The sequence below is a fragment of the Streptomyces durmitorensis genome, from assembly GCF_023498005.1.
Taxonomy (GTDB): domain Bacteria; phylum Actinomycetota; class Actinomycetes; order Streptomycetales; family Streptomycetaceae; genus Streptomyces; species Streptomyces durmitorensis.
In genome coordinates, this window is record NZ_CP097289.1 from 4283660 (window position 1) to 4304134 (window position 20475).

General features: G+C 71.1%; 23 protein-coding genes. 12 read left to right on the plus strand and 11 right to left on the minus strand.

The window, feature by feature from the left end; all coding sequences use genetic code 11:
- Together M4V62_RS19145 and M4V62_RS19150 are read right to left on the minus strand one after the other, a co-directional pair.
- Positions 1-1683 (minus strand): ABC transporter substrate-binding protein, encoded by a 1683-nt coding sequence (locus M4V62_RS19145; RefSeq protein ID WP_249588469.1) that lies wholly within the window; start codon positions 1681-1683, stop codon positions 1-3.
- A complete protein-coding gene (locus tag M4V62_RS19150; protein WP_249588470.1) occupies positions 1680-2867 on the minus strand; it encodes a C45 family autoproteolytic acyltransferase/hydrolase in 1188 nt (395 codons plus the stop codon). Before M4V62_RS19150 ends, M4V62_RS19145 begins: the two co-directional genes overlap by 4 nt.
- A gap of 120 nt (positions 2868-2987) precedes the next feature.
- Between M4V62_RS19150 and M4V62_RS19155 the strand changes: the two genes are divergently transcribed.
- Positions 2988-3929, plus strand: a complete 942-nt coding sequence (locus M4V62_RS19155) for a MurR/RpiR family transcriptional regulator (protein ID WP_249588471.1) — start codon at positions 2988-2990, stop codon at positions 3927-3929.
- A 57-nt stretch (positions 3930-3986) separates the two neighbouring features.
- Here the strand turns inward: M4V62_RS19155 and M4V62_RS19160 are convergent, their stop codons facing one another.
- Entirely contained in the window at positions 3987-4616 is a 630-nt protein-coding gene (locus M4V62_RS19160; RefSeq protein ID WP_249588472.1) for a helix-turn-helix domain-containing protein, read from the minus strand.
- A 94-nt stretch (positions 4617-4710) separates the two neighbouring features.
- Between M4V62_RS19160 and M4V62_RS19165 the strand changes: the two genes are divergently transcribed.
- Genes M4V62_RS19165 through M4V62_RS19175 form a run of 3 tightly spaced genes read left to right on the plus strand, consistent with a single transcriptional unit; the run spans position 4711 to position 5971 of the window.
- Entirely contained in the window at positions 4711-5469 is a 759-nt protein-coding gene (locus M4V62_RS19165) for an AzlC family ABC transporter permease (RefSeq protein WP_249588473.1), read from the plus strand.
- Positions 5466-5660, plus strand: a complete 195-nt coding sequence (locus M4V62_RS43920) for a hypothetical protein (RefSeq protein ID WP_425575239.1) — start codon at positions 5466-5468, stop codon at positions 5658-5660. Before M4V62_RS19165 ends, M4V62_RS43920 begins: the two co-directional genes overlap by 4 nt.
- Positions 5657-5971 carry an AzlD domain-containing protein gene (locus tag M4V62_RS19175; protein ID WP_249588474.1) on the plus strand — a complete coding sequence of 105 codons (315 nt, stop codon included), beginning with the start codon at positions 5657-5659 and terminating at the stop codon, positions 5969-5971. The genes M4V62_RS43920 and M4V62_RS19175 overlap by 4 nt, the downstream gene beginning before the upstream one ends.
- Here the strand turns inward: M4V62_RS19175 and M4V62_RS19180 are convergent.
- Positions 5937-7730 carry an AMP-dependent synthetase/ligase gene (locus tag M4V62_RS19180; RefSeq protein WP_249588475.1) on the minus strand — a complete coding sequence of 598 codons (1794 nt, stop codon included), beginning with the start codon at positions 7728-7730 and terminating at the stop codon, positions 5937-5939. The two genes, M4V62_RS19175 and M4V62_RS19180, sit on opposite strands and share 35 nt — an antisense overlap.
- Positions 7731-7965: 235 nt before the next feature.
- Between M4V62_RS19180 and M4V62_RS19185 the strand changes: the two genes are divergently transcribed.
- The 4 genes from M4V62_RS19185 to M4V62_RS19200 all read left to right on the plus strand — a co-directional run bounded on the left by M4V62_RS19185 (position 7966) and on the right by M4V62_RS19200 (position 11361).
- The gene (locus tag M4V62_RS19185; protein WP_249588476.1) at positions 7966-8541 is read left to right on the plus strand and encodes a hypothetical protein; all 576 of its coding nucleotides are present in this window, start codon (positions 7966-7968) and stop codon (positions 8539-8541) included.
- Between the two features lie 3 nt (positions 8542-8544).
- Positions 8545-8916 (plus strand): hypothetical protein, encoded by a 372-nt coding sequence (locus M4V62_RS19190; RefSeq protein ID WP_249588477.1) that lies wholly within the window; start codon positions 8545-8547, stop codon positions 8914-8916.
- A gap of 150 nt (positions 8917-9066) precedes the next feature.
- The gene (locus tag M4V62_RS19195) at positions 9067-10113 is read left to right on the plus strand and encodes an AraC family transcriptional regulator (RefSeq protein WP_249588478.1); all 1047 of its coding nucleotides are present in this window, start codon (positions 9067-9069) and stop codon (positions 10111-10113) included.
- Between the two features lie 87 nt (positions 10114-10200).
- Positions 10201-11361 carry a lipase family protein gene (locus tag M4V62_RS19200; protein ID WP_249588479.1) on the plus strand — a complete coding sequence of 387 codons (1161 nt, stop codon included), beginning with the start codon at positions 10201-10203 and terminating at the stop codon, positions 11359-11361.
- 92 nt (positions 11362-11453) lie between these two features.
- Here the strand turns inward: M4V62_RS19200 and M4V62_RS19205 are convergent, their stop codons facing one another.
- From M4V62_RS19205 to M4V62_RS19225, 5 genes are all read right to left on the minus strand, one after another.
- Entirely contained in the window at positions 11454-12320 is an 867-nt protein-coding gene (locus tag M4V62_RS19205) for an AraC family transcriptional regulator (RefSeq protein WP_249592896.1), read from the minus strand.
- A 105-nt stretch (positions 12321-12425) separates the two neighbouring features.
- A complete protein-coding gene (locus M4V62_RS19210; RefSeq protein WP_249588480.1) occupies positions 12426-12677 on the minus strand; it encodes a type II toxin-antitoxin system RelE family toxin in 252 nt (83 codons plus the stop codon).
- Positions 12674-12928 (minus strand): type II toxin-antitoxin system Phd/YefM family antitoxin, encoded by a 255-nt coding sequence (locus M4V62_RS19215; RefSeq protein WP_249588481.1) that lies wholly within the window; start codon positions 12926-12928, stop codon positions 12674-12676. The genes M4V62_RS19210 and M4V62_RS19215 overlap by 4 nt, the downstream gene beginning before the upstream one ends.
- Before the next feature lie 47 nt (positions 12929-12975).
- The gene (locus tag M4V62_RS19220) at positions 12976-13926 is read right to left on the minus strand and encodes a hypothetical protein (protein ID WP_249588482.1); all 951 of its coding nucleotides are present in this window, start codon (positions 13924-13926) and stop codon (positions 12976-12978) included.
- A 188-nt stretch (positions 13927-14114) separates the two neighbouring features.
- Positions 14115-14576, minus strand: coding sequence for an ATP-binding protein (locus M4V62_RS19225; protein ID WP_249588483.1), 462 nt, complete (start codon positions 14574-14576; stop codon positions 14115-14117).
- A gap of 134 nt (positions 14577-14710) precedes the next feature.
- Between M4V62_RS19225 and M4V62_RS19230 the strand changes: the two genes are divergently transcribed.
- From M4V62_RS19230 to M4V62_RS19245, 3 genes are all read left to right on the plus strand, one after another.
- Complete coding sequence (locus tag M4V62_RS19230) at positions 14711-15580, plus strand: helix-turn-helix domain-containing protein (RefSeq protein ID WP_249588484.1); 870 nt, start codon at positions 14711-14713, stop codon at positions 15578-15580.
- Positions 15577-15831: a DUF397 domain-containing protein gene (locus M4V62_RS19235; RefSeq protein WP_249588485.1), complete on the plus strand. Its 255-nt coding sequence runs from the start codon at positions 15577-15579 to the stop codon at positions 15829-15831. Before M4V62_RS19230 ends, M4V62_RS19235 begins: the two co-directional genes overlap by 4 nt.
- Positions 15832-16197: 366 nt before the next feature.
- The gene (locus tag M4V62_RS19245) at positions 16198-16986 is read left to right on the plus strand and encodes an ArsR/SmtB family transcription factor (RefSeq protein WP_249588487.1); all 789 of its coding nucleotides are present in this window, start codon (positions 16198-16200) and stop codon (positions 16984-16986) included.
- A gap of 33 nt (positions 16987-17019) precedes the next feature.
- On the opposite strand, the gene M4V62_RS19250 is transcribed toward M4V62_RS19245, so the two are convergent.
- Entirely contained in the window at positions 17020-17685 is a 666-nt protein-coding gene (locus M4V62_RS19250; protein WP_249588488.1) for a maleylpyruvate isomerase N-terminal domain-containing protein, read from the minus strand.
- A 227-nt stretch (positions 17686-17912) separates the two neighbouring features.
- Positions 17913-19325: an MFS transporter gene (locus M4V62_RS19255; RefSeq protein WP_249588489.1), complete on the minus strand. Its 1413-nt coding sequence runs from the start codon at positions 19323-19325 to the stop codon at positions 17913-17915.
- A 286-nt stretch (positions 19326-19611) separates the two neighbouring features.
- Here M4V62_RS19255 and M4V62_RS19260 point away from each other — a divergent pair, with 286 nt between their 5' ends.
- Positions 19612-20472, plus strand: a complete 861-nt coding sequence (locus M4V62_RS19260) for a helix-turn-helix transcriptional regulator (protein WP_249588490.1) — start codon at positions 19612-19614, stop codon at positions 20470-20472.
- The last annotated feature ends 3 nt before the right edge of the window (positions 20473-20475 follow it).

The following is a 20475-nucleotide window of genomic DNA, read 5'->3' on the forward strand; positions in this document are numbered from 1 at the left end:
TCAACTCACCTTGTCCTTCGCTGTCTTGGGGCCGAGCTCGGCCGCCCACGGGTAGTAGAGGTAGGCCTGCGATGCGGGCGGGCCCGTCAGCTTGTCGCTGATGACCAGGGCTGTGGGGACCTGCGCGACCGAGATCCAGACACCCGCGTCCACGAACCGCTTCTGTACGTCGATCGCGAGCTCGGCCCGCTTCGCGTCGTCCAGGGTGCTCAGCGCCCGGTGGACCAACTTGTCGTACGTCGCGTCCTTGAAGCCGACCCAGTTGTTGGACGAGTCGGAGAGGCCGTTGTCGTAGAAGCCCATGGGGTCGGCCTTGGAGATGTACCAGTCGCCGACCAGTACGTCGATGTCGGACCGTGCGGCCGGGTCGCTGTAGAACTCCTCGAACTGGGCCGTGGGCACCGTCTTGATCTGGCCCTTGAGGCCGATCCGCTGGAGCGCGGAGCGCACCGCGTTCGCCACGACCGTCCTGCCCTGGCTGCTGTCCGTGCCGATCACGACGGGGTCGGTCGGCGCGCCCGCCTCCTTGACCAGCTCCTTGGCCTTGGCCAGGTCGTCGGCGGTGGGGGTGGCGGGCGCCGCGGTGGACAGCTTCTTCTGGGCCGCCTCGAACTCCGGCTTCTCGTATCCCCAGGCGCCCGAGCCGACCGGTGTGGCCCATGGCTGGACGAGCCCGCCGTAGCCCGACCTTGCGATGCCCGTGCGGTCGATCGCGAGGGACAGGGCCCGTCGGATCTGCGGGTCCTTCAGGCCGCCGCGGGCCGTCGGGATGAGGACGAGCGACGCCGTGGAGGGGCCGTAGTGCTGGTCGAGGCCCTTGCTGGTGCGCAGGGCGGACGCGGTGTTCGGGGACTCCGCGTACGTCCCGTCGGCGGCGCCCGTCTTGAGGGCGTTGACCAGCGCGCTGTCGGAGGCCCAGCGGAAGACGACCTGCCGGGTCAGCGGCTTCTTGCCCCAGTAGCCGTCGTACGCCTCGATGGTGATCGAGTCGCCGGACTTCCAGCTCTTCAGCTCGTACGGTCCGCTGCACGCGTCGCCCTGACCGGGAGTGCCGAAGTCCTTTCCGGCGGCGGTCACTTGCTCCTTGTTCCAGACGATGCCCGCGTCGCCCGCGAGCGCCTTCGTGAAGAGCGCGTCGGGGGACTTGAAGCGGATGGTGATCTCGCGGTCGCCCGTCTTCTTCATGGACTTGACGTTGCCGAACTCGTCGGCCTGCTCCATGTCCGGGTCGGCGTGCCGCTTCAGGGACCACAGCACGTCGTCGGCGGTGAGCTTCGAGCCGTCGTGGAAGGTGACGCCGTCCCGGACGCTCAGGACGAGGGTCTTGTCGTCGGGTGTCTGTGCCTTCTCGGCGAGGAACGGCTTCGTCGTCATGTCGGGCTGGAGTTGGTAGAGCCGCTCGCAGACGTTCGTGAGGACGACGCGGCCCGCGCTGGTGCCCTGGGTGTCGAGGTCGAGCGAGTCCGGCTCGTCCTCCAGGAGCCAGTTCGCCTTGTCGAGCGTGCCCTTGGCGGCGGCGGTCGTGGCGGTCAGCTTCAGCTTGGCGGCGTCGGCGGGCTCGCCGCCGGTCGCGGCCGTGTCGGCGCCGCTGCATCCTGCCGCGGTGAGGAGCGTGGCCACCGCCGCGAGACCTGCGACCGCCGCCCGGCGCCCCTGCCCCCTGCTCGTGTTGGTCCTGGTCATCTGTTGTCTCCGTACGGGCCGTCGTAGAGGTTCCAGGGCATGTGCTGGTAGTCGCGGTCGCAGGGGGTGCCGGCGGTGACGTGGTAGTCGCCGCTGGTCAGGTCCACGCAGGAGGAGACGAGCGTCATCCAGTGCTTGATCTCGGGCTTGCGCGGGTCGGGGTGGGTGCAGAGCGACTCGGGGTGGCCGAGGTGGTCGGACATGGCCTGCTTGATCAGCTTGCGGGACTCGTCGGCGCCGGTGGAGGAGCGCAGGGCTCCCAGGCCCTGTTCGGCGCGGGGGACGCGGACGAGCGAGTCCGACGACATGGGCCGGTAGTCGGCGGCGATCGCGGCCGGGATGCCCGCCTGGTAGTGGTTGCCGTGGACCAGGAGGCCGTCCGTGGGGTACATCCAGCCGTGCCCGGCGGGCGTCGTCTCCAGGTCGACGGCGAAGCCCTCGCGGCAGGTGAGCAGGGCGTTGGACGCGATGTGGGCGCGGGTGCGGCAGAGCACTTCGAGGGCGTCGGTGATGGAGTGCTGGTCCAGGACGCTGCGGCGTACGACGGTCTGCGGGAGGCCGATCGCGTCGTCGAAGCGGCCGCCGAGGCCGTTCGCGTTGAGGGCGATGCCCGCCGAGTTGGCGCCCTGGCGGCCGATCTGGCCCGCCTCGACCTGCATGATCAGGGTCGGGTGCGGGGGCTGGACGACGCGCAGCATGACGACGGTGTCGGCGACCCCGGCCCGCCAGTCCCAGTTCTGCCCGGCCCAGACGTGGCCGTCCCCGCTGGCCTCTCCGTAGGCGGCGAAGGAGGTGCAGCCCTCGGCGGGCTCCTCCTTCTCCTTGGTGGCGCCCATGTCCGCGAAGGAGCGGTCGTAGATGACCTCGCCGCGGGCGTTGAGGGCGAGGATGTCGGTGAGGTCGACGCCTGCGCCCTCGGCGATGCCGCGCATCTCCTCCAGGAGGTGGGGCGCGTAGTCGCGTACGGGCTCCGTCCAGCGGGCGGCGCGGGTGGCGACCTGGCTCCAGGTCAGGCCCGACGACTGGCCGAACGCCTCCTCGTAATAGGCGAGGGCGGCGTGCAGTTGGGGGCGGACGGCTTCGCCGTACTGGTGGCCGCGCTCGACGGGGGTGCCGGATATCTCGATGACCGGGAGGGTGCGTTCGGAGCGTTCGGGGGCGGCGGGGGCGGTGCGGGGTGCCATTGTTCTCCTCGCGGCGGAGAGGTTCCGTCAACCGTCCTGTAACGTCGATTACAGGAATCTCTCCTTCTGGAATGCGTTGCCAGGAGAGTAACGGCCATCACACGAGAGTCAATAGCTGTAATGGAAATTTCAGAGGATGGTACGGGGGCCGGGTCCTCCGGCGGCACGGGGGCCGGGCCCTCCGGCGGGGCCGGACTCGCACGGCTGCGGGCCGCGGTGCGCGACCAGTGGGAGACGCTCTCGACGTCCGAGCGGGCCGTCGCCCAGTACCTGGTCAGCGCCCCCGTCGAGGCCCTGCTCTTCGCCAGCGCCCAGGAGCTGGGCTCGGCGAGCGGCACCAGCAACGCGACGGTCGTCCGCGCGCTCCAGCGCCTGGGCTACGCGGGCCTGCCCGCGCTCAAGCGGGAGCTGACGTCGGACTTCACGTCGGCGGTGCCGCCCGAGGTGCGGCTGCGGCAGCGCATCGCGCACGTGGGCCGGGACCTGGACGACATCTGGGGCGAGGTCTTCGACGAGGCGCAGGAGCGCATCGAGCACGCGCGGCGCCTGACGCCGGGCGAGGCGCTGCGGGACGCGGTGGGCTTCCTCGCGCAGGCCACGGAGATCCACTGCTACGGCATCGCGGCGTCCGAACTCGCCGCGCGGCACCTGGCGTTGGCGCTCGGCAGGATCGGCCGCCGGGCGCGCTACTTCGGGGACACCGGGTTCACCCTCGCCGACCGGCTGCTCGCCGTGCGGCAGGGCGACGCGGTGGTGATCTTCCAGCCGGGGCGCGCGCTGACCGAGCTGACGGTGCTGATAGAGCGGGCGCGGGCGGTGGGGGCGCGGGTCGTCCTGGTCACGGACGAGCTGGCGGAGCTGTACGGGCCGCGGGTCGACGCTGTCCTGACGGCGCCGCATACGCCTACCGGCATCACGACCGAGGCCTTGACCGCCCTGGTCGTGGCGGACGCGCTGCTGCTCGCCCTGGCGACGCTGGACGAGGGGCTCGCGGTGGAGACGTCCCATCAACTGACCGCGTTGCGCGAACAGTTGCTGTCGCCGAAGCCGCGCAAGGGGTGACCTCGGCCTGCGGGTCGGTGGGGGCTGGTCGCGCAGCTCCCCGCGCCCCTTACGGGGCTAGACGTGCTGCATCACGAGGACGAACGTCGTGCCGGGCTCCAGCGCCTCGTACAGATGCGGGACGTCTCCCCGGTACGACATGTAGTCACCGGCGGCCAGCTCCACCGTCTCCTCGCACGGCCCGGCGAGCAGCCGCCCGGTGGAGACGACCAGGTGTTCCATGGACCCCGGGATGTGGGGATCCGACTCCCGTACGCTGCCTGGCTCCACCGCCGCGTGATAGATGTCGCGCCGCACCCCGGCGGGGCCCGCGGAGAGCAACGTCCCCGCGTACGAGGCCTGTTCGGCGTGCATGGTCGGCCCCTCCCCCGCCCTGATCACCGTCACGGCGGGGGCCGGTGAGTCCACGAGCACGCTGAACGGCACACCGAGCGCCACGGCGAGGGCCCACAGCGTCTCGATGCCCGGATTGCCGGTGGCCGCCTCCAGCTGGGAGAGCGTCGACTTCGCGATCCCGGCCCGCTTGGCCAGCTCGGAGAGCGAGATCCCGGCCTTGGTGCGCTCGCGCCGCAGGGCGGCGGCGACCCATTCACGAGGGAGGCGGGAGGGGGTGGGGGCGCCCGGCGCCTCCCCGGCGCCCGTACCCGCGCTCTCGTCCGCCCTACCCCGCGCCCTGTCCGGCGTCATGCCCCTCGCTCCCTCGCCTCTCACCAATCGTTCGATGTGGCGAACATTCCGTTCGGCTTGACGAACGCTCGCCACTCCACCCATCCTACGGCGTATGCGTTCGTCAGACCGAACAGACAGCCCGCCAAAGCGAACGAACGACGGTTTCGTGCGCCTCTCCCATCTGCCCCGCGGTGTCCTGCGCGACATCGCCCTCGTCTGGCTCGCCGACGCCGTCGTCGGTGTCTCCTTCGGCGCCATCGCCGTCGCAGGCGGCCTGCCCATCTGGGTGCCGGTGCTGATGTCGCTGCTCGTGTACGCGGGCTCCGCCCAGTTCAGTGCGATCGGGATCCTCGTCGCGGGCGGCGGTCCGGTGGCCGCGGCGGCGACCGGACTGCTGCTCAACTCCCGCACGGCCGCGTTCAGCCTCGCCGTCGCCGACAGCCTCGGCCGGTCCTGGGCCGCGCGGCTCCTGGGCGCGCATCTGATCACCGACGAGACGGCGGCCTTCGTCCTCGCGCAGCCCGACCAGAAGCGGCGCAAGGCCGCGTTCTGGATATCGGGGCTCGGCCTGTTCGCCGTATGGAACGTCAGCGTCCTCGGCGGCGCCCTCGCGGGGTCCGCCCTCGGCGACACCGCCCGCTTCGGACTCGACGCCGCGTTCCCCGCGGTCCTCCTCGCCCTGGTCCTTCCCGCACTGCGCGGCGACAGCATGACGCGGCGGGCCGCGGCCGCCGGTGCCGTCATCGCGGTCGCCGCCGCGCCGGTGCTGCCCGCCGGGGTGCCGGTGCTGCTCGCCCTGCTCGGCCTGCTCGCCGCCCGGCGCGGACCGCGCCGCCCCACTCCGACCACCACCCCGAGGAGCGACTCATGAACGCCTACCTCGCCTGCGTCCTCGTCCTCGCCGCAGGAACCTACGCCTTCCGCCTCGCAGGCCCCGTCCTGCACGGACGCATCGAACTGACCGTCGGAGCCACCGTCCTGCTCGCCACCCGGCGCGGGCCCCGCCGCCCCACTCCGACCGCCCCGGCCCCTGCCACCACCACCCCGAGGAGCGACTCATGAACGCCTACCTCGCCTGCGTCCTCGTCCTCGCCGCAGGAACCTACGCCTTCCGCCTCGCAGGCCCCGCGCTGCACGGACGCATCGAACTGCCCACCCGGGCCCAGGAACTCCTGACCGTCGGAGCCACCGTCCTGCTCGTCGCGCTGCTCGCCACCGGTGCGCTCACCGAGGGGCACGGGTTCGCCGGGTGGGCGCGGCCCATCGGTGTCCTGGCCGGCGGGGTGCTCGCCTGGCGGAAGGCTCCCTTCGCCGTGGTCGTGGTCGGCGCGGCGGCGACTACGGCCTTGTTGCGGCTTGCGGGTGTGGCGTAGTCGAGGAGTCTCCCTTCTCGTAGAGACCGGCCACCACTCCCGCGTACTGTTCCGCCACCGCCCGCCTGCGCACCTTCAGGCTCGGTGTGAGCAGCCCGCCCTCCACCGTGAAGTCCTCGTCAAGCACGGCGAATTCACGGATGCGGGCCGGGCGCGAGACCTCCGCGTTCGCCGCGTCCACCACCTCCTGGACCAGGGCGCGCACCCGGGGGTCCCGCGACGGCGGCTCGGTCAGCTCCATGCCCTCCCTTGCCGCCCAGCCGCCGATCTCCTCCGCGTCCAGCGTGATCAGGGCCACCGGATAGGGGCGCTTGTCGCCCACCATCACCGCGCGGGACACGAACCGCGAGCGCTGGATGGCGAATTCACTGAGGGACGGGGTGAGGTTCTTGCCGCCGGAGGTGATGATCAGGTCCTTCTTGCGGCCGGTGATGCTGAGGTAGCCGTCGGCGTCGACGGCACCCAGGTCACCGGTGTGCAGCCAGCCCTCGTCGTCCAGGGCGTCGCGGGTGGCGGCGGGGTCCGCGTGGTAGCCGGGGAAGACCATCTCGCCCCGGGCAAGCACCTCTCCGTCATCGGCGATGCGGACCTCGCAGCCCGCGATGGGGCGGCCGACCGTGCCGTACCGGACCGCGCCGGGATGGTTGAGGCTGATGACACCGGCCGACTCCGTCATCCCGTACCCCTCGTACACCGCGATGCCGCAGGCCCGCAGGAAGTCGACGACGTGCGGCGCGATGGGGGCGCCGCCGGTCAGCGCCCACCGCACGCGCCCTCCCAGCGCCTGCCGGACCAGCCCGTACAGGGCCTTGTCGGCTGCCTCGTACGCGTCCTGGAGATCGGGCGGCAGCACGCCGTCCGCCGCGAGCACCCCGATGCGCACCGCCTCCTCGAAGCGTTCGCGGCCCCCGTCCTGGGACTCCGCCAGGGAGAGGACCACGGAGTGCACCTTCTCGAACAGGCGCGGCACGGACGGCAGATGCGTGGGCTTCGCCTCCGCCAGCTCCGCGACGACGTTCTCGATCCGCCCTCCGTAGAAGCAGAGTTCACCTCCCTCGATGAGGGTCGTGAACTCGATGAGCTGGGCCAGGAGATGGGCCAGCGGGAGATAGAGGTACGTCGAGTCGCCCGGGCCGCCGTCGATCAGCGGGAGCGTCGCGGACTGGACCGCGCCCAGGTTGGCGTGGGTGAGGAGACAGCCCTTGGGCAGGCCTGTGGTGCCGGAGGTGTAGATGATGGTCGCCAGATCGGCGGGGGCGCGGGTCCGGGCGCGGTCCAACAAGGCGTCCGACAAGGCGTCCGGCGCGGCTTGTTCGGCGGGCGGCTCGCGGTCCGTCATCAGCGTCACATGCCGTACGCCGGGCAGGCGTGGCCGCAGGCGCTCGATCTTCGCCGCCTGCTCGGCGTTCTCACAGATCACCACCGAGGCGGCGGAGTCGCCGACGACCCACTCGACCTCCTCGTCGCCCGCCGTCGGATAGACGGGGACGACCACCGCGCCCGCCGCGAAGACGGCGAAGTGCGCGTAGGTCCACTCGGGGCGGGTCTCGGCGAGGATCGCCACGCGGTCGTCAGGCCGGACGCCCAGCGCGAGCAACTCCGCCCCGAAGTCCCGTACATGTGCGCGTAGTTGGTCGTACGAGACCTCCTCCCACGCCCCGCCCGCGGACTTGAAGCGGAGTGCGGGCAGCTTGCCGTGGCGGTCGGCCGCCCACTCGGTGAGGACGGCCAGGGTCTCGGGGCGCTCCGTCGGCTGCATGGCTACGACGCTAGGGACAGGGCGGGCCATCGCGGGATGACGGGAAGCGTCAGCGCGGTTGGCCGGGAAGCTCAACTCTCCGCCGCACTTGCTCAGAAGATCCTCAAAACTCTTGTTGCGCCAGGGGCCCCGGCGTCAGTATCCCTCCCAAGCCCGACGCCCCAACCGCCCCTGACCAGGGCGGTACCGACCGGTGTCGGCCATCGCCACGCGATGAACAAAAAGGGGAACACCTATGTCCATATCGAGAAACGTCCTGCGCACCGCCGCGCTCTCCGTCACCGCGGCCCTCGCGCTCGCGGCGACCGGACCGATCGCCTCCGCCACCGAGGCCGCCAACACCCGTGCCGCCGAGCACAAGGCCGCCGCGCAAGTCCTGACCGCCGTCGCCGAGGACGCCGACGTGCCGCAGATCGTCGAAGAGGGTCTGGAGGAGCGACTGGGGGCGCTTCCCCAGAACCCGACGACCCAGCAGCTCGTCGAGGCGATGTACCCGGGCGACGAGGCGGCCCAGAAGGCGGCGCTCGCCCAACTCGCACCGCAGGGCGCCCAGTCGCAGGGCGTGCAGCCGCAGGGCGTGCAGCTGCGCGGCTGGGACACCGCGTGGAAGGTGACCAAGTGCGTGGGCGCGATCGGCGCCTTCATCGCGGGCAACGCCCTGCTCGTCACCAAGGCCACCAAGTTCGGCGGCGTGCTCAAGGGCGCCAAGCTCATCGTGCAGGCCGGCAACAAGGAGGAGCGGATCAAGCTGCTCGTCGCCATCTTCGGCGAGGTCACCGGCATCTCCACCATCGCCACCGCCTGCGGCTGAGTCATGGAGACCACCTTCAAGGCTTCGTTCATGCTGGCCGTGGCCGCCGAGATCGTCCTGGTCGCCGTCCTGGTCTTCCAGGTCTGGCGCAAGGAACGGCACGGCAGCACGGCACCACTGGTGTTCACCGGCGATGACGCGCTGGCCGGTGCCGCGCTGTTCGGCGGCGCGATGACACTCACCGCGCTGCTCTCCGACGGCTGGGGCGGGATGTCGACCACGGACACCCTGCTGTACGCGGTGACGTTCGGCATCGTCACCGCAGGGTTCGCGACGTTCCTGCGCCGGGCGGACAAGGGGCGGCCCGAGTACGGGCGCATCGCCTTCCTGCTGCCCGTCGGCTTCGGGGTGCTCGCGGGCCTGTCCGGCGTCTGACGGCGGGGCGGGCAGGGCAGGGCAGGGCGGCCGGGGAGGTGCACATCCCCGGCCGCCCCGCGCTTTGCCTATGCGCGGCGTCGGGCCCCGACCGTTTCGGGTGGGACCCCGACCGTTTCGGGTAGGGCCGCGACGGGGGAAGGAAACCCCATGCCCAGCAGGACCATCACCGTCCACCACGTCCGCGCCATGCTGCACGGCGCCGAACGCCAGGGAATCGACACCGTCCCGCTGCTCCGCACCGCCCAGATCCCGCCGCTCCTCCTCGGCGACGACCGGGCCCGCATCACCGAGGTCCAGTTCGCGCGCCTCTTCCGGGAGCTGTACCGCGCCACCGGCGACGAGTTCCTCGGCCTCGGCGCGGCCGTCAGCAGGCCAGGCACCTTCGCGATGATGTGCCACGCGTCCCTCGGCTGCCGCGACCTCGGCGCCGCCATGGAGCGCGGTGTCACGTTCTACGGCCTCTTTCCGGGCGGCCCCGACCTCACCCTTGAGCACCGCGACACCGGCAGCGCCGTCTTCGCCGTACGCAACGACCTCGAACACGACTACTTCCTCGCCGAGTGCCTCGTCATCATCTGGCACCGGCTGTGCAGCTGGCTGATCGGACGCCGCATCCCGCTCCACTGGGCCGAGTTCGGCCATCCGCCGCCCCCGCACAAGGACGAGTACGGGCTCCTCTTCGGCTGCCCGGTCCGCTTCGGCGCGGCGCGCACCGGTGCCGGGTTCGACGAGCACTGGCTGTCCGCCCCGCTGATCCGGGACGAGGCCGCGCTGGAGGGGATGCTGGAGCGGGCGCCGTTCGACCTCCTGTCGCGCCGCGAGTACGGGACGACGGTCGCCGAGCAGGTGCGGCGCGCCCTCGCCCGCGCGCTGCGCACCTCCCCCCGGCTGCCCTCGCTCGGCGAGATCGCCGCCCGCCTCGCCGTGAGCCCCGCGACGCTGCGGCGGCGCCTGGCCCAGGAGTCCACCTCGTACCAGCAGTTGAAGGACGCCGTGCGGCGCGACGCGGCGATCGCGGGGCTGGCCGAGGGCACGGAGCCGATCGCGGATCTCGCCGCGCGGCTCGGGTTCTCCGAGGACACGGCCTTTCACCGCGCGTTCCGGCGGTGGACGGGGACGACGCCGGGGGCCTACCGCTATGAGAACCGGGGCTATGAAATCCGGGGCTATGAGAACCGGGGTCAACAAAGCTGAGCGCTCCCGCCAGCGCCGGACTTACCCACCAGTCACTACGGTCGTCGCCTGCACACCCCAGCCATTGAGGACTGTTGGGAGAGCCGCATGCACGTACGTACCAGCGCAAGAGCTCTGGCCGTGGTGGCCGCGCTCGGCCTGTCGGTCATCACCCCGGTGACGGCACAGGCCGCCCCGGCGGCGGACGCCGACGCCCCCGGCGACATCGTCAGCTCCGCACCGAGCAGCTTCCACCCGCTGCCGGGCCAGCCGACGAACACCAAGGCCTGGAAGGTCAATTACCGCTCGACGACGGCGAAGGGCGAACCGAACACCGTCTCCGGCACGGTCATCGTGCCGCAGGACGGCAGGAAGGGCCCCCGCCCCCTCATCACGTACGCCGTCGGAACGATCGGCATGGGCGACCACTGCGCCCCGAGCGCCGGCTTCCCCCGGGGCACCACCCTCGAAGCCAACCTCATCCAGCAGCTCACCCTGCGCGGCTGGGCGGTCGCCGTCACGGACTACGAGGGCCTCGGCACCCCCGGCGACCACACCTACACGGTCGGCAGGGCCGAGGGGCAGGCCATGCTCGACGCCGCCCGCGCCGCGATCCGCCTCCCGGAGGCAGGGCTCGGCGAGGACACGCCGGTCGGCATCATGGGCTACTCCCAGGGCGGGCAGGCCTCCAGTTGGGCGGCCGAGCTGCACGGTTCGTACGCCCCCGACCTGAAGGTCAAGGGCACGGCGACCGGCGGTGTCCCCGGCGACCTGATGAAGGTGGCGGACTTCAACGACGGCTCGTACGGCTCCGGCCTGATCTTCATGGCGGCCATCGGCCAGAACGCGGCCTTCCCCGAGCTGAACCTGGAGTCCTACCTCAACCCGGCGGGCAAGAAGCTGATCGGCGCCCTGCGCAACAGCTGCGTGGCGGACGGCGCGGTGCTCGGCGCCTTCAAGAAGATCGACGACATGACGGTGAAGAACCCCCTCGACCAGCCCGACTGGCAGCAGCGCCTGCGCGATTCGCAGGTCGGCACGCGGGCCCCGGACGCGCCGGTGTACCAGTACCACGTGATCACCGACGAGTTGATCCCGTACGGCGTCGGCAAGCAGGTCCGCAAGGACTGGTGCGCCAAGGGCGCGAACGTGGAGTGGCACACGGTCCCGCTGGGTGAGCACGTCTCGGGGGTCATCACGCAGTCACCGCTGGCGGCGCACTGGCTGGCGGAACGCTTCGCGGGGAAACCGGCGCGGGGCAACTGCTGAGCGGTGCGGAGGGCTGAGGGCGGAGGGCTGAGGGCTGAGGGCTGAGGGCGCGCGGCGGCTTCGGGAGGGAGGCCGCCGCGCGCCACTGCCGCTCAGCCGGCCGTCCGCTCCACCGGGATCCACAGCGACGCGTCCGCCTGCGTCCCGTCGTCCGACAGGCGGGTCCGCAGGATCTCGGGCCCCGGCCTGCTCTGGTACGGATTCGACGGGAACCACTGCGTGAAAACGTCCCGCCACATGTACTGAAGCGTCTGCGGGAACGGCCCCGAGCTCTCGAACACGGCCCAGCTCCCCGCCTCGACGGTGAGCGCGTCCATGTCCTCCGGCACCGCTGAACTGCTCACCACACCGTGCCAGTAGTCGAGTTCGGTCCCCTCGGCGCGGCTCTCGTCGAGCTTGTCACTCACCGAGATGATCCCCTCCGGCTCCTGGTCGGACAGGCTCTCGATGCGTCCCAGTGTCTCCCGGCCGAGCCCTCGGATGAACGCGGCGATGTCCGGGTTCACGCCTTCATGCACGAGCGGAACCCGCGCCTTCCTGCCGACGACCCGGAACTCGTCCTTGTCCACGACCTTGTACCGCATGCTGCTGTTCCCTTCGACGACGAGGCGGAAGGACATCCGAGGCTGGGACTGCAGACTCGCGCCGCTGCGCCTGGCCTCACCGGGACCGACCCCGTGCATGCCGCGGAACGCCCGCGCGAACGCCTCGCCCGACGAGTAGCCGTAGCGCACGGCCACTTCGAGCAGCGTCCGCTCCCCGGCAAGCACCTCGGCCCCCGCGACGGTCAGCCGCCGGCGCCGGATGTACTCCGACAGCGGCATCCCCGCCAGCGCGGAGAACAGCCGCCGGAAGTGGTACTCCGACGTCACCGCCGTCCGCGCCAGGTCGGCCACGTCGATCGTCTGATCGAGATGACTCTCGATGTGCTCCATGGCCAGGTTCAACCGCTCCAGCACCCGGATCTCCTTCCCTTTCGTCACTCACGTTAGGAAGGACCCACCCTGCCGGACCCGACATCCTGTGCCCGGTCCGGTCGGGGTCACGTGGTGACTCGGAGCGGATCAGGCCATCCGTCCGACGTGAATCACCACGATGGTGACCGTCTCGTGGGTGATCTCGTACATCACCCGGTACCGGCCGACATGCATGCGCCGCAGATCAGGGGACCCGTACGCAGCCGTGCCGGCCGGGCGTGGATCGTCGGCCAGCAGGTCCACCGCGTCGAAGAGCTGCTGCAACCCGTCCGGATCGTCCTTCAGGAATCGCGTGGCGGTATCGATCACTTGCGTGCGCCAGATGATCTGGTAGCTCACTCACGCTCCAGACCGAGCCGGGCGCGCGCCTCTTCGTGAGGGATTCCGGCAGGAGCACCGGCGGCCTGCTCCGCCCGGTACTCCGCCAACGCCAACGCGTCTTCCAGGTCGGCCAGTTCCTGCGGATTGATCAGCACAGCCGCCGGCTGCCCGTGATCAGTGATGGTGATCCGCTCCCGTGCATGCGCGGTCCGCCGGACCAGCGAGCCGAAACGAGCGCGGGCTTCAGTCATGGGCAGCGTCTCACTCATGCACTGAACTGTACACTTCCCGCCACTTCTGTACTCGAAGTCCTGCGTCACCCGAGGCCCCTGGGGGAGATACCCGCCGCCAGCCGCACCGCGTCCGCGTACGCGGCGACGTCCGTCGGGCCCGGTGCCGGGCGGAAGGTGTCCGGGACGTCCGTCTCCTCCTCGGCGGCGCAGGCCGCGCACAAGCCGTGGCGCCGGACCAGGGGGTCCTCATCGCCCGTGGTCTCGCAGAACAGGCAGACCATCACGCGCCGCAGCACCGTCTCGCGGCCGTGGCTCTCGCTGATCTCGGGGGGCATCTTGTCCTCCAGTCGTCGTTTCGCGATACCGGCCGGATTGTGGAGCTGTTCCGGGAGCCCGGCGGTCAACGCGTGGGTCAGGTGTGTCACGGTCGCCCCGCGCGCGAGCCAGGCCGCGGCGAGGGGTTCGAGTCGGGCACAGTCCGCCGCCGAGAGCGTCAATCGGGGTTCGGTGCGGCCGAGTTCGGCGAGTGCGCGGTACGCGGTGGAGCGGGGTGGCGGCACTTCGTCGGCCGGTGGTCCGCCCTCCCCGCCACCGTCGCCGTCAACGCCGTCACCGCCGTAGGGGTCGTCCAGCATCACGCCCCGCACGCTGCGGCAGAACTCCCACCACCAAGCCGCCGTACGTGGCGTGCGCGACCAGTAGGTGCGGGTCACCCAGCGGCGCGCGCCGTCATCGCGGACGACCTGCTCTTTGATGCGGCGCAGATGCCCGGCGTGGGACAGGGCCTTCAGCGCACTGCGGACAGCCGCCTGGCCGTACCCCGCGATGTGCGTGGCGAGCGTCTTGTGATCCATCGCCGCGCCTTCGGGCAAACGGTCGATGAACCCGGCGATCGACGCTTCACGCTTAGGCAGATGTTCGAAGTCGACGCTTCGGTCCCGCTCTTGGCCGGGCGCCAGGCGTTTCCCGTACCCCGGGTTGGCCATGGGGTGTGCGGACGCGGGCAGGAGGGAGTTAGGCTCAGTGGAAGCCATCGGATCGTCCTTCAGCTTTGCGATCTCGTTGGGTAGACCCCGGGCCCGGTGTTCGCAGCACCGACCGGGGTCGTTTGTTGTCGCGAACCTAGAGCACATCGACGCTCGGTCGCGACCTGATCACAAATTGTCATCTCCCCTGCTCCAGCCGGGAGTTGAACCGTCTCGGACTGGGCGGGAGGGTGGGTTCAAGCCTTCCAACCACTCCTTGCAAAAGAGAGCTCGGGGCTCGGAGCTCGGAGCTCGGCCCAGACCGTCTTGCCGATCCGGCGCTCCGTGACGCCCCACGCCGCCGCCGTCGCCTCCACGAGCCGCAGCCCCCGGCCCGCCTCCGCCTCGGGATCCGCCGGGCGCAGCTCCGGGGCGCGGTCGCCCCGCGCGTCCGACACCTCGATACGGAGCGTGCGCGTCGACTCCGCGTAGGCGAGGCGGAGTTCGAAGTCCCTTCCGGGTACGTGGCCGTGCGTGACGGCGTTGGCCGCCAGCTCCGCGGTGACGTGGGCCGCCGCGTCGGAGAGGTCGCTGTCGTGGGGGATTCCCCAGAGGTCCAGCTGGTGGGCCACCAGTCTGCGGGCGAGGCGTGCGCCTCTCCGGGTGGGACTGAGGCGCTGCGCGAACCGCATTTGGGGGGTGGAGATTTGGGATTCCATGTCACTGAGCGTGGTCGGTGCGCTCTACGCTGACCAGGTACGACGCCGCGACGGAGCGTAGCTGTACGGATGCTTTGCGCTGCCTGTCGGGTCGTCGGCCGTGACCACTGGGCGCACCGAAGGCGGTACGGGACATGGCGAGCACGGAACCTGAGGAGCGGCGCCCGGAGCGGCCCGCCGAGGAGGACGGCACGGCTCATCTCTTCCGGGCCGTGGGCAAGCAGATCAAGGTCCTGCGCGTCGGCGCGGGGTTGAGCCAGAAGGAACTGGGTGCGCGGGCGCACTGCGGGGAGGATCTGGTCTCGGCGATGGAACGGGGCGTTCGCACGCCGCAGCCCGAGTTCTTGGAACTGGCGGATCCGTTGCTGGGGGCGGGCGGTCTGCTGCTGGCCGTCATCGATGACGTACGGGAGGCGCAGAAGAGGTCGCGTACGCGGCACCCGGAGTGGTACCGGGGGTACGCCAGCCTGGAGGCGCTGGCGGTCCAGCTCTACGTGTACACCAACCAGTCGGTTCCCGGCCTGTTGCAAACAGAGGCGTACGCACAGGCCATGTTCGCCCAGTGGAAGCCGCTGCTGAGCGAGGAAACCATCGAGAAACGAGTGGCGGACCGCCTCGCTCGTCAGCAGATCTTCGACCCCTGGCCTTCACCGACGTTCAGCTTCATCCTGGACGAGAGCGTGCTGCTGCGACCGATCGGAGGGAAAGTCGTCCACGAGGAGCAACTGCGGAAGCTCCTGCGTATCGGGCGGATGCGGACAGTCCAACTGCAGGTGATGCCATTGACTCGGGAGGAACAACCCAGCCTGGACGGCCCGTTCACTCTCCTGACGCCCAAAAAGCAGCAGCAGGTGGCGTACATGGAGATCCACACGTACCCGCGCTTGATCACCGTTCCGGAGGAAGTCCGCGTACTCTCCGTCCGCTATGGGATCCTGCAATCGGAGGCTCTCACACCCCGTGATTCGCTGGCCATGATCGAGAAGATGCTGGGAGAACTATGAGCACCGAGGAACTCACCTGGTTCAAGTCCAGCTACAGCAGCGGGGGCGGAGGCGAATGCCTCGAAGTCGCTTACGCCTGGCGCAAGTCCACCCACAGCGGTGGCGAAGGCGGCGAATGCGTGGAGGTATCCCCCTGCCCCCACGCCATCCACGTACGTGACTCCAAGAACCCCGAAGGCCCCAACCTCAGCGTCACACCCACCACTTGGGCCGCCTTCATCTCGCACACGCAGGGAACCGCCACCGCGTAGGCGCCCGCATATCTGAGTCCCACCCGAAGACCAGCCGCGGCCTAACCCGGAAAACGGGTCCCGCGGTGACGAACCGCGTCAGCTCCCGCACGCCCGCGACCGCCTCAGTCGTGCCCTCCACGATCACCGGCCGGTCGCCGTCGTCCAGGCCACAGGCCGTCCTCCAGCCAGACGCCCCAGACGGGGCGCGTGTGAGGTCGGCCGTCGGGGCGGGTCGTGGCGATCCAGTACGTGCGGGCCGCGGTCAGCCGCTGGGCCGCCCAGGCCCACGGCAGCAGCTCCCCCGGCCCCAGCCGCCGTCGAGGACCGGCCGACTTGACATGCAACCAAATGGTTGCCAATTTAAAAGGGAGGGGGTTGGATGACATGGACGAGGTGTTCAAGGCACTCGCGGACACGAGCCGAAGGCTGCTGCTCGACCGGCTGAACGAGCGGGCCGGGCAGAGTCTGCGCGAGCTGTGCGCGGGGCTTGAGATGTCCAGGCAGGCGGTGTCCAAGCACCTGGCGGTGCTGGAGGGCGCTGGCCTGGTCACGGCGGTCCGGCATGGCCGGGAGAGGCTGCACTACCTCAACCCCGTACCCATCCACGACATTGCCGACCGCTGGATAGACCAGTACGAGCGGGGCCGGATGGCCGCGCTCGGCAATCTGAAGGACGCCCTGGAAGGAACGGCGATGAGCAAGCCCGAGTACGTCTACACGATCTACATCCACACCACGCCCGAGAAGCTCTGGGAGGGTCTGACCAGCCCGGAGTTCCTGAAGCAGTACCACGGCGGCTGGGCGCCCTCCTCCGACTGGAAGGTCGGCTCGAAGGTGCTGTGGCCGGTCGAGGACGGCGGCGAGCCGCAGGACCTGGGCCAGGTCGTCACCGAGTCGGAGCCCGGCAAGCGGCTCGCCTACACCTGGCACACGCTCCAGCCGATGCACCAGGAGATGTTCGGCATGGGCGACGAGGAGTTCGCAGAGGCGGCCAAGGAGCGCTCGAAGGTCACCTTCGACATCGAGCCCTCCGAGGAGCCGGACCTTGGCGTCAAGCTGACCATCACGCACGACGGCTTCACCTCGGCCGACTCCAAGATGCTCGCGGGCGTCAAGGACGGCTGGACCATGATGCTGTCGGAGCTGAAGACGATCCTCGAGAAGGCCGCCTGAGGTCGTACTCCTCGTACTTCTGGCAACTCGGGCTCAGGGGCGCGGCTCCCCGTTCCACCGCCACGAAGTGAGCCGTTCCCGCCCCGCCAACTCCCCGCGCCCGGTGGCCCACAGCAGCGTCGGCCACGTTTCCGCGCCCGAGCCCGAGGGGGCGTCAGGGAACAGGCGGTGGAGGACCCGGGCGCACACGTCGGCGGGCGGGGTCCACTTCAGCCCCAGGCCCGCCGCCAAGTCGTACGTGTGGACCAGGGTTTCCACGATTCCCATCGCCGCGAAGCCCTCCGGGTCGGAGACCCCGAAGCCGTGGTACGCCCGCGTCGTCGGCGGGGCCGTGCGCACCATGGCGATCAGCAGCGCGCCGCTCGACTCCAGGACCTGGAGGAGGCCTGCTGGGCCCGCGTCGCGGTTCGCGTGGATGGCGTTGGACGGGCCGCCGGGCCTGCGCGGCTCCCAGATGAAGGGGACCTCGTCCGTCAACGGCGGCTGCCGCGGGCCGAGTTGAGCCGCGTACGCGAAGAGGTCGTCGGCGAGGTGCTCGACCGTCTCCCAGCAGTCCCACTCCAGCGTGCCCGCCTTGCCGTCCCAGGCGGCCGGGGGCGCTTCTCGGAGCGTGGCGAGGGCGAGCTGGACGGCCTGGTCGAGGTCGTCGGGGGTTACGGGACCGGGCGTTGCGGGTTCTTGTTCGGCTTGTCGGCGCATGCGGGAACGGTAGCCGCGCGTCGGGGGAAGGGGAGGGGCAGGGCAAGGCAGGGGCACTGCGGGGGTTGCAGGAAAATCCCGGTTCGGGAGGGCATTCCGGGGTCCTGGGCGGGATCTTTCTGCAATCGGGGGCTCTCGCGGACCGGCCTCCCACGGGCTGGACTCTCACGGACTGTCCCCGACGGACCGGCCTCCCACGGGCTGGACTCTCACGAACCGGCCCCCGCTCAGCCGCGGCCGTCCCTCGGCAGCAGCCATGCCGCGAGGGCCGTCGTGGCGCACAGGAGCAAGCCCACCGCGAGGAGCGCCTCGCGCATTCCCGTGGCCGAGAAGCCCGTCCCGCCGTCGGCTGCCAGGAGCGCGCCGAACAGTGCCACCGCCATCGCGCCGCCCGTCTGGCGCAGGGCGTTGAGCAGGCCGGACGCTGTGCCCGCGCGGTGGGCCGGTACGGCGTCCATCAGCAGGGCGGTCAGCGCGGGGACCGCGAACGCGCCGCCCATGCCGGTGGGGACGAGCAGGACGAGCACCAGCCAGAGCGGGGTGTCCGCGGCCAGCGGCAGTAGGACGAACATGGCGAGCGCGAGCACCGCCTGGCCCGCCACGATGACCCGGCGGCGGCCGATGCGCTCGGCCATGCGCGGCGAGACGAGGTTCGTCGACGTGATGATGACCGCGAGAGGGACGAACATCAGGCCCGCCGCGATCGCCGACATCCCGCGCAGCTGCTGGAAGTAGAGGCCGAGCAGGAAGACGATCCCGTAGAAGCCCGCGTTGACGGCGAAGCCGATGGCCAGCGAGACGCTGACCTTCCGCTCCCGCAGCAGGCCCAGCGGGACCATGGGCGCGCGGTGCCGCTTCTCGGCGGCGTGAAAGCCGAACCCCGCCGCGACGGCGAGGGCGGCGGCGCCGAGCACCGGCGCGCTCGTCCACCCCAGGTGCCCGCCCTCGATGACGGCGAACGCGAGCCCCGCGAGGGCGAGTACGGCGGTGGCCTGACCGGCGACGTCGATGGGCGCGGGGCGCCGCGCGGAGGGGGCGGTGCGGGCGAGAAGGGCCAGGATCACGGCCCCTATCGGCAGGTTGAGGAGGAAGACGGCACGCCAGCCCGCCGCCTCGGTGAGTACGCCGCCGAGTACGGGCCCGGCCGCCATGGCCACGGAACCGCCCACCGTCCACAGCGCGATGGCGCGGGCACGGCGGCGCGGGTCGTCGTACGCCTGGCGGATCAGCGCGAGCGATGCGGGCATGACGACGGCCGCGGCCCCGCCCTGTGCCACGCGGGCGGCGATGAGCGCGCCGATGCCGGGGGCGAGGGCGCAGGCGAGCGAGGCAAGGGTGAAGAGGCCGACGCCCCAGGCGTAGGCACGCCGAGCCCCCGCCCGGTCGGCGAGGGCTCCGGCGGAGAGCATGAGGGCGGCGAACATCAGCGTGTACGCGTCCACGACCCACTGGAGCCCTGCCATGCCGCCGTGCAGGGAGGTGCGGATGGCGGGCAGGGCGATGTTCACGGCGGACACGTCGACGGTGATGACGGTGAAGCCGAGGAGGGAGGCGAGGAGGGGGGCGAGGGTCGGGGAGCGGTGGGGAGGGGAGGTGGGCGCGAGGGGAGAGGCCGTGGATGCGGTGGCCGTCTGGGTCACAGGACGACTCCTGAGATTCGGGGGGCGGGCGGGAAAGGCCTGTTCGGCAAGGAGGCACTGCGGGGCAAACGGGTGGGCGGGCGGGAAAGGCCTGTTCGGCAAGGAGGCACTGCGGGGCAAACGGGCGGGTGGGCGGGAGAGGCCCTTGGGGCAACCAGAGCAACGGGGCACAACGCAACCGGCGGCACCCCAAGACTCCGCCCAGGCCCGCCGCCCAGGCAGACCGCGACGTTCCTGGCCCTGACACGGCCCCCCACACCCCACCCCCACCGGGGACAATGGACGGATGGCAAAGGCAGAGGGCACGGGCACGGAACTGGGCAGATACCTGCGGGCGAGGCGCGCGCAGGTGAGCCCCGCGGACGCCGGTCTCCCGGCCGGCACGGGCCTGCGCCGCACCCCCGGCCTCCGCCGCGAGGAACTCGCCACCCTCGCGGGAGTCAGCGTCGACTACTACACCCGCCTGGAGCGGGGCCGCGAGACGAACCCCTCCCCCTCCGTCATAGACGCCCTGGCCCGCGCCCTGCGCCTCAGCGGCGACGCCCACGAGCGCCTGCACGACCTGGCCGAACTGGCATCGGGCCGCCTCACGGAACCGCACCCCACCCCCGGGGACACCGTCCGCCCGAGCATCCAGCGCATGCTGGAGAACCTCAGCCCGTCACCCGCGTACGTGGTCAGCCGCCACAGCTACATGCTGGCCGCCAACCCGGCAGGGCGCCGCCTCCTGCCGGGCCTGTGGGACTGGCCCGCGGAGAAGCGCAACGTCACGCGCTATCTGTTCCTGCACCCCGTGGGCCGCGTGCTCTACCAGCCCTGGGAGGAGACGGTGGCCAAGTCCGTCGCGCACCTGCGCGCGGTCGGTGGCGTGGACGTGGACTCCCCCCAGCTGGCCTCCCTGGTCGGCGAACTCCTCCTCAAGTCAACGGACTTCGCCCGCCTCTGGGAGCGCTACGAAGTCAAGGAACGCGGGGGCGGCACCAAGTCCTTCGACCACCCGAAGGTGGGCGCGATGACGCTCACGTACGAGGTGATGAAGCTGGCGAGGACGGACGGCCAGCGCCTGGTGGTCTACCAGGCCGAGCCGGGCAGCGCGGACGACGAAGCGATGCTGCGCCTGGACCCGGCGGCCCGCACCACCCGCTAGCCA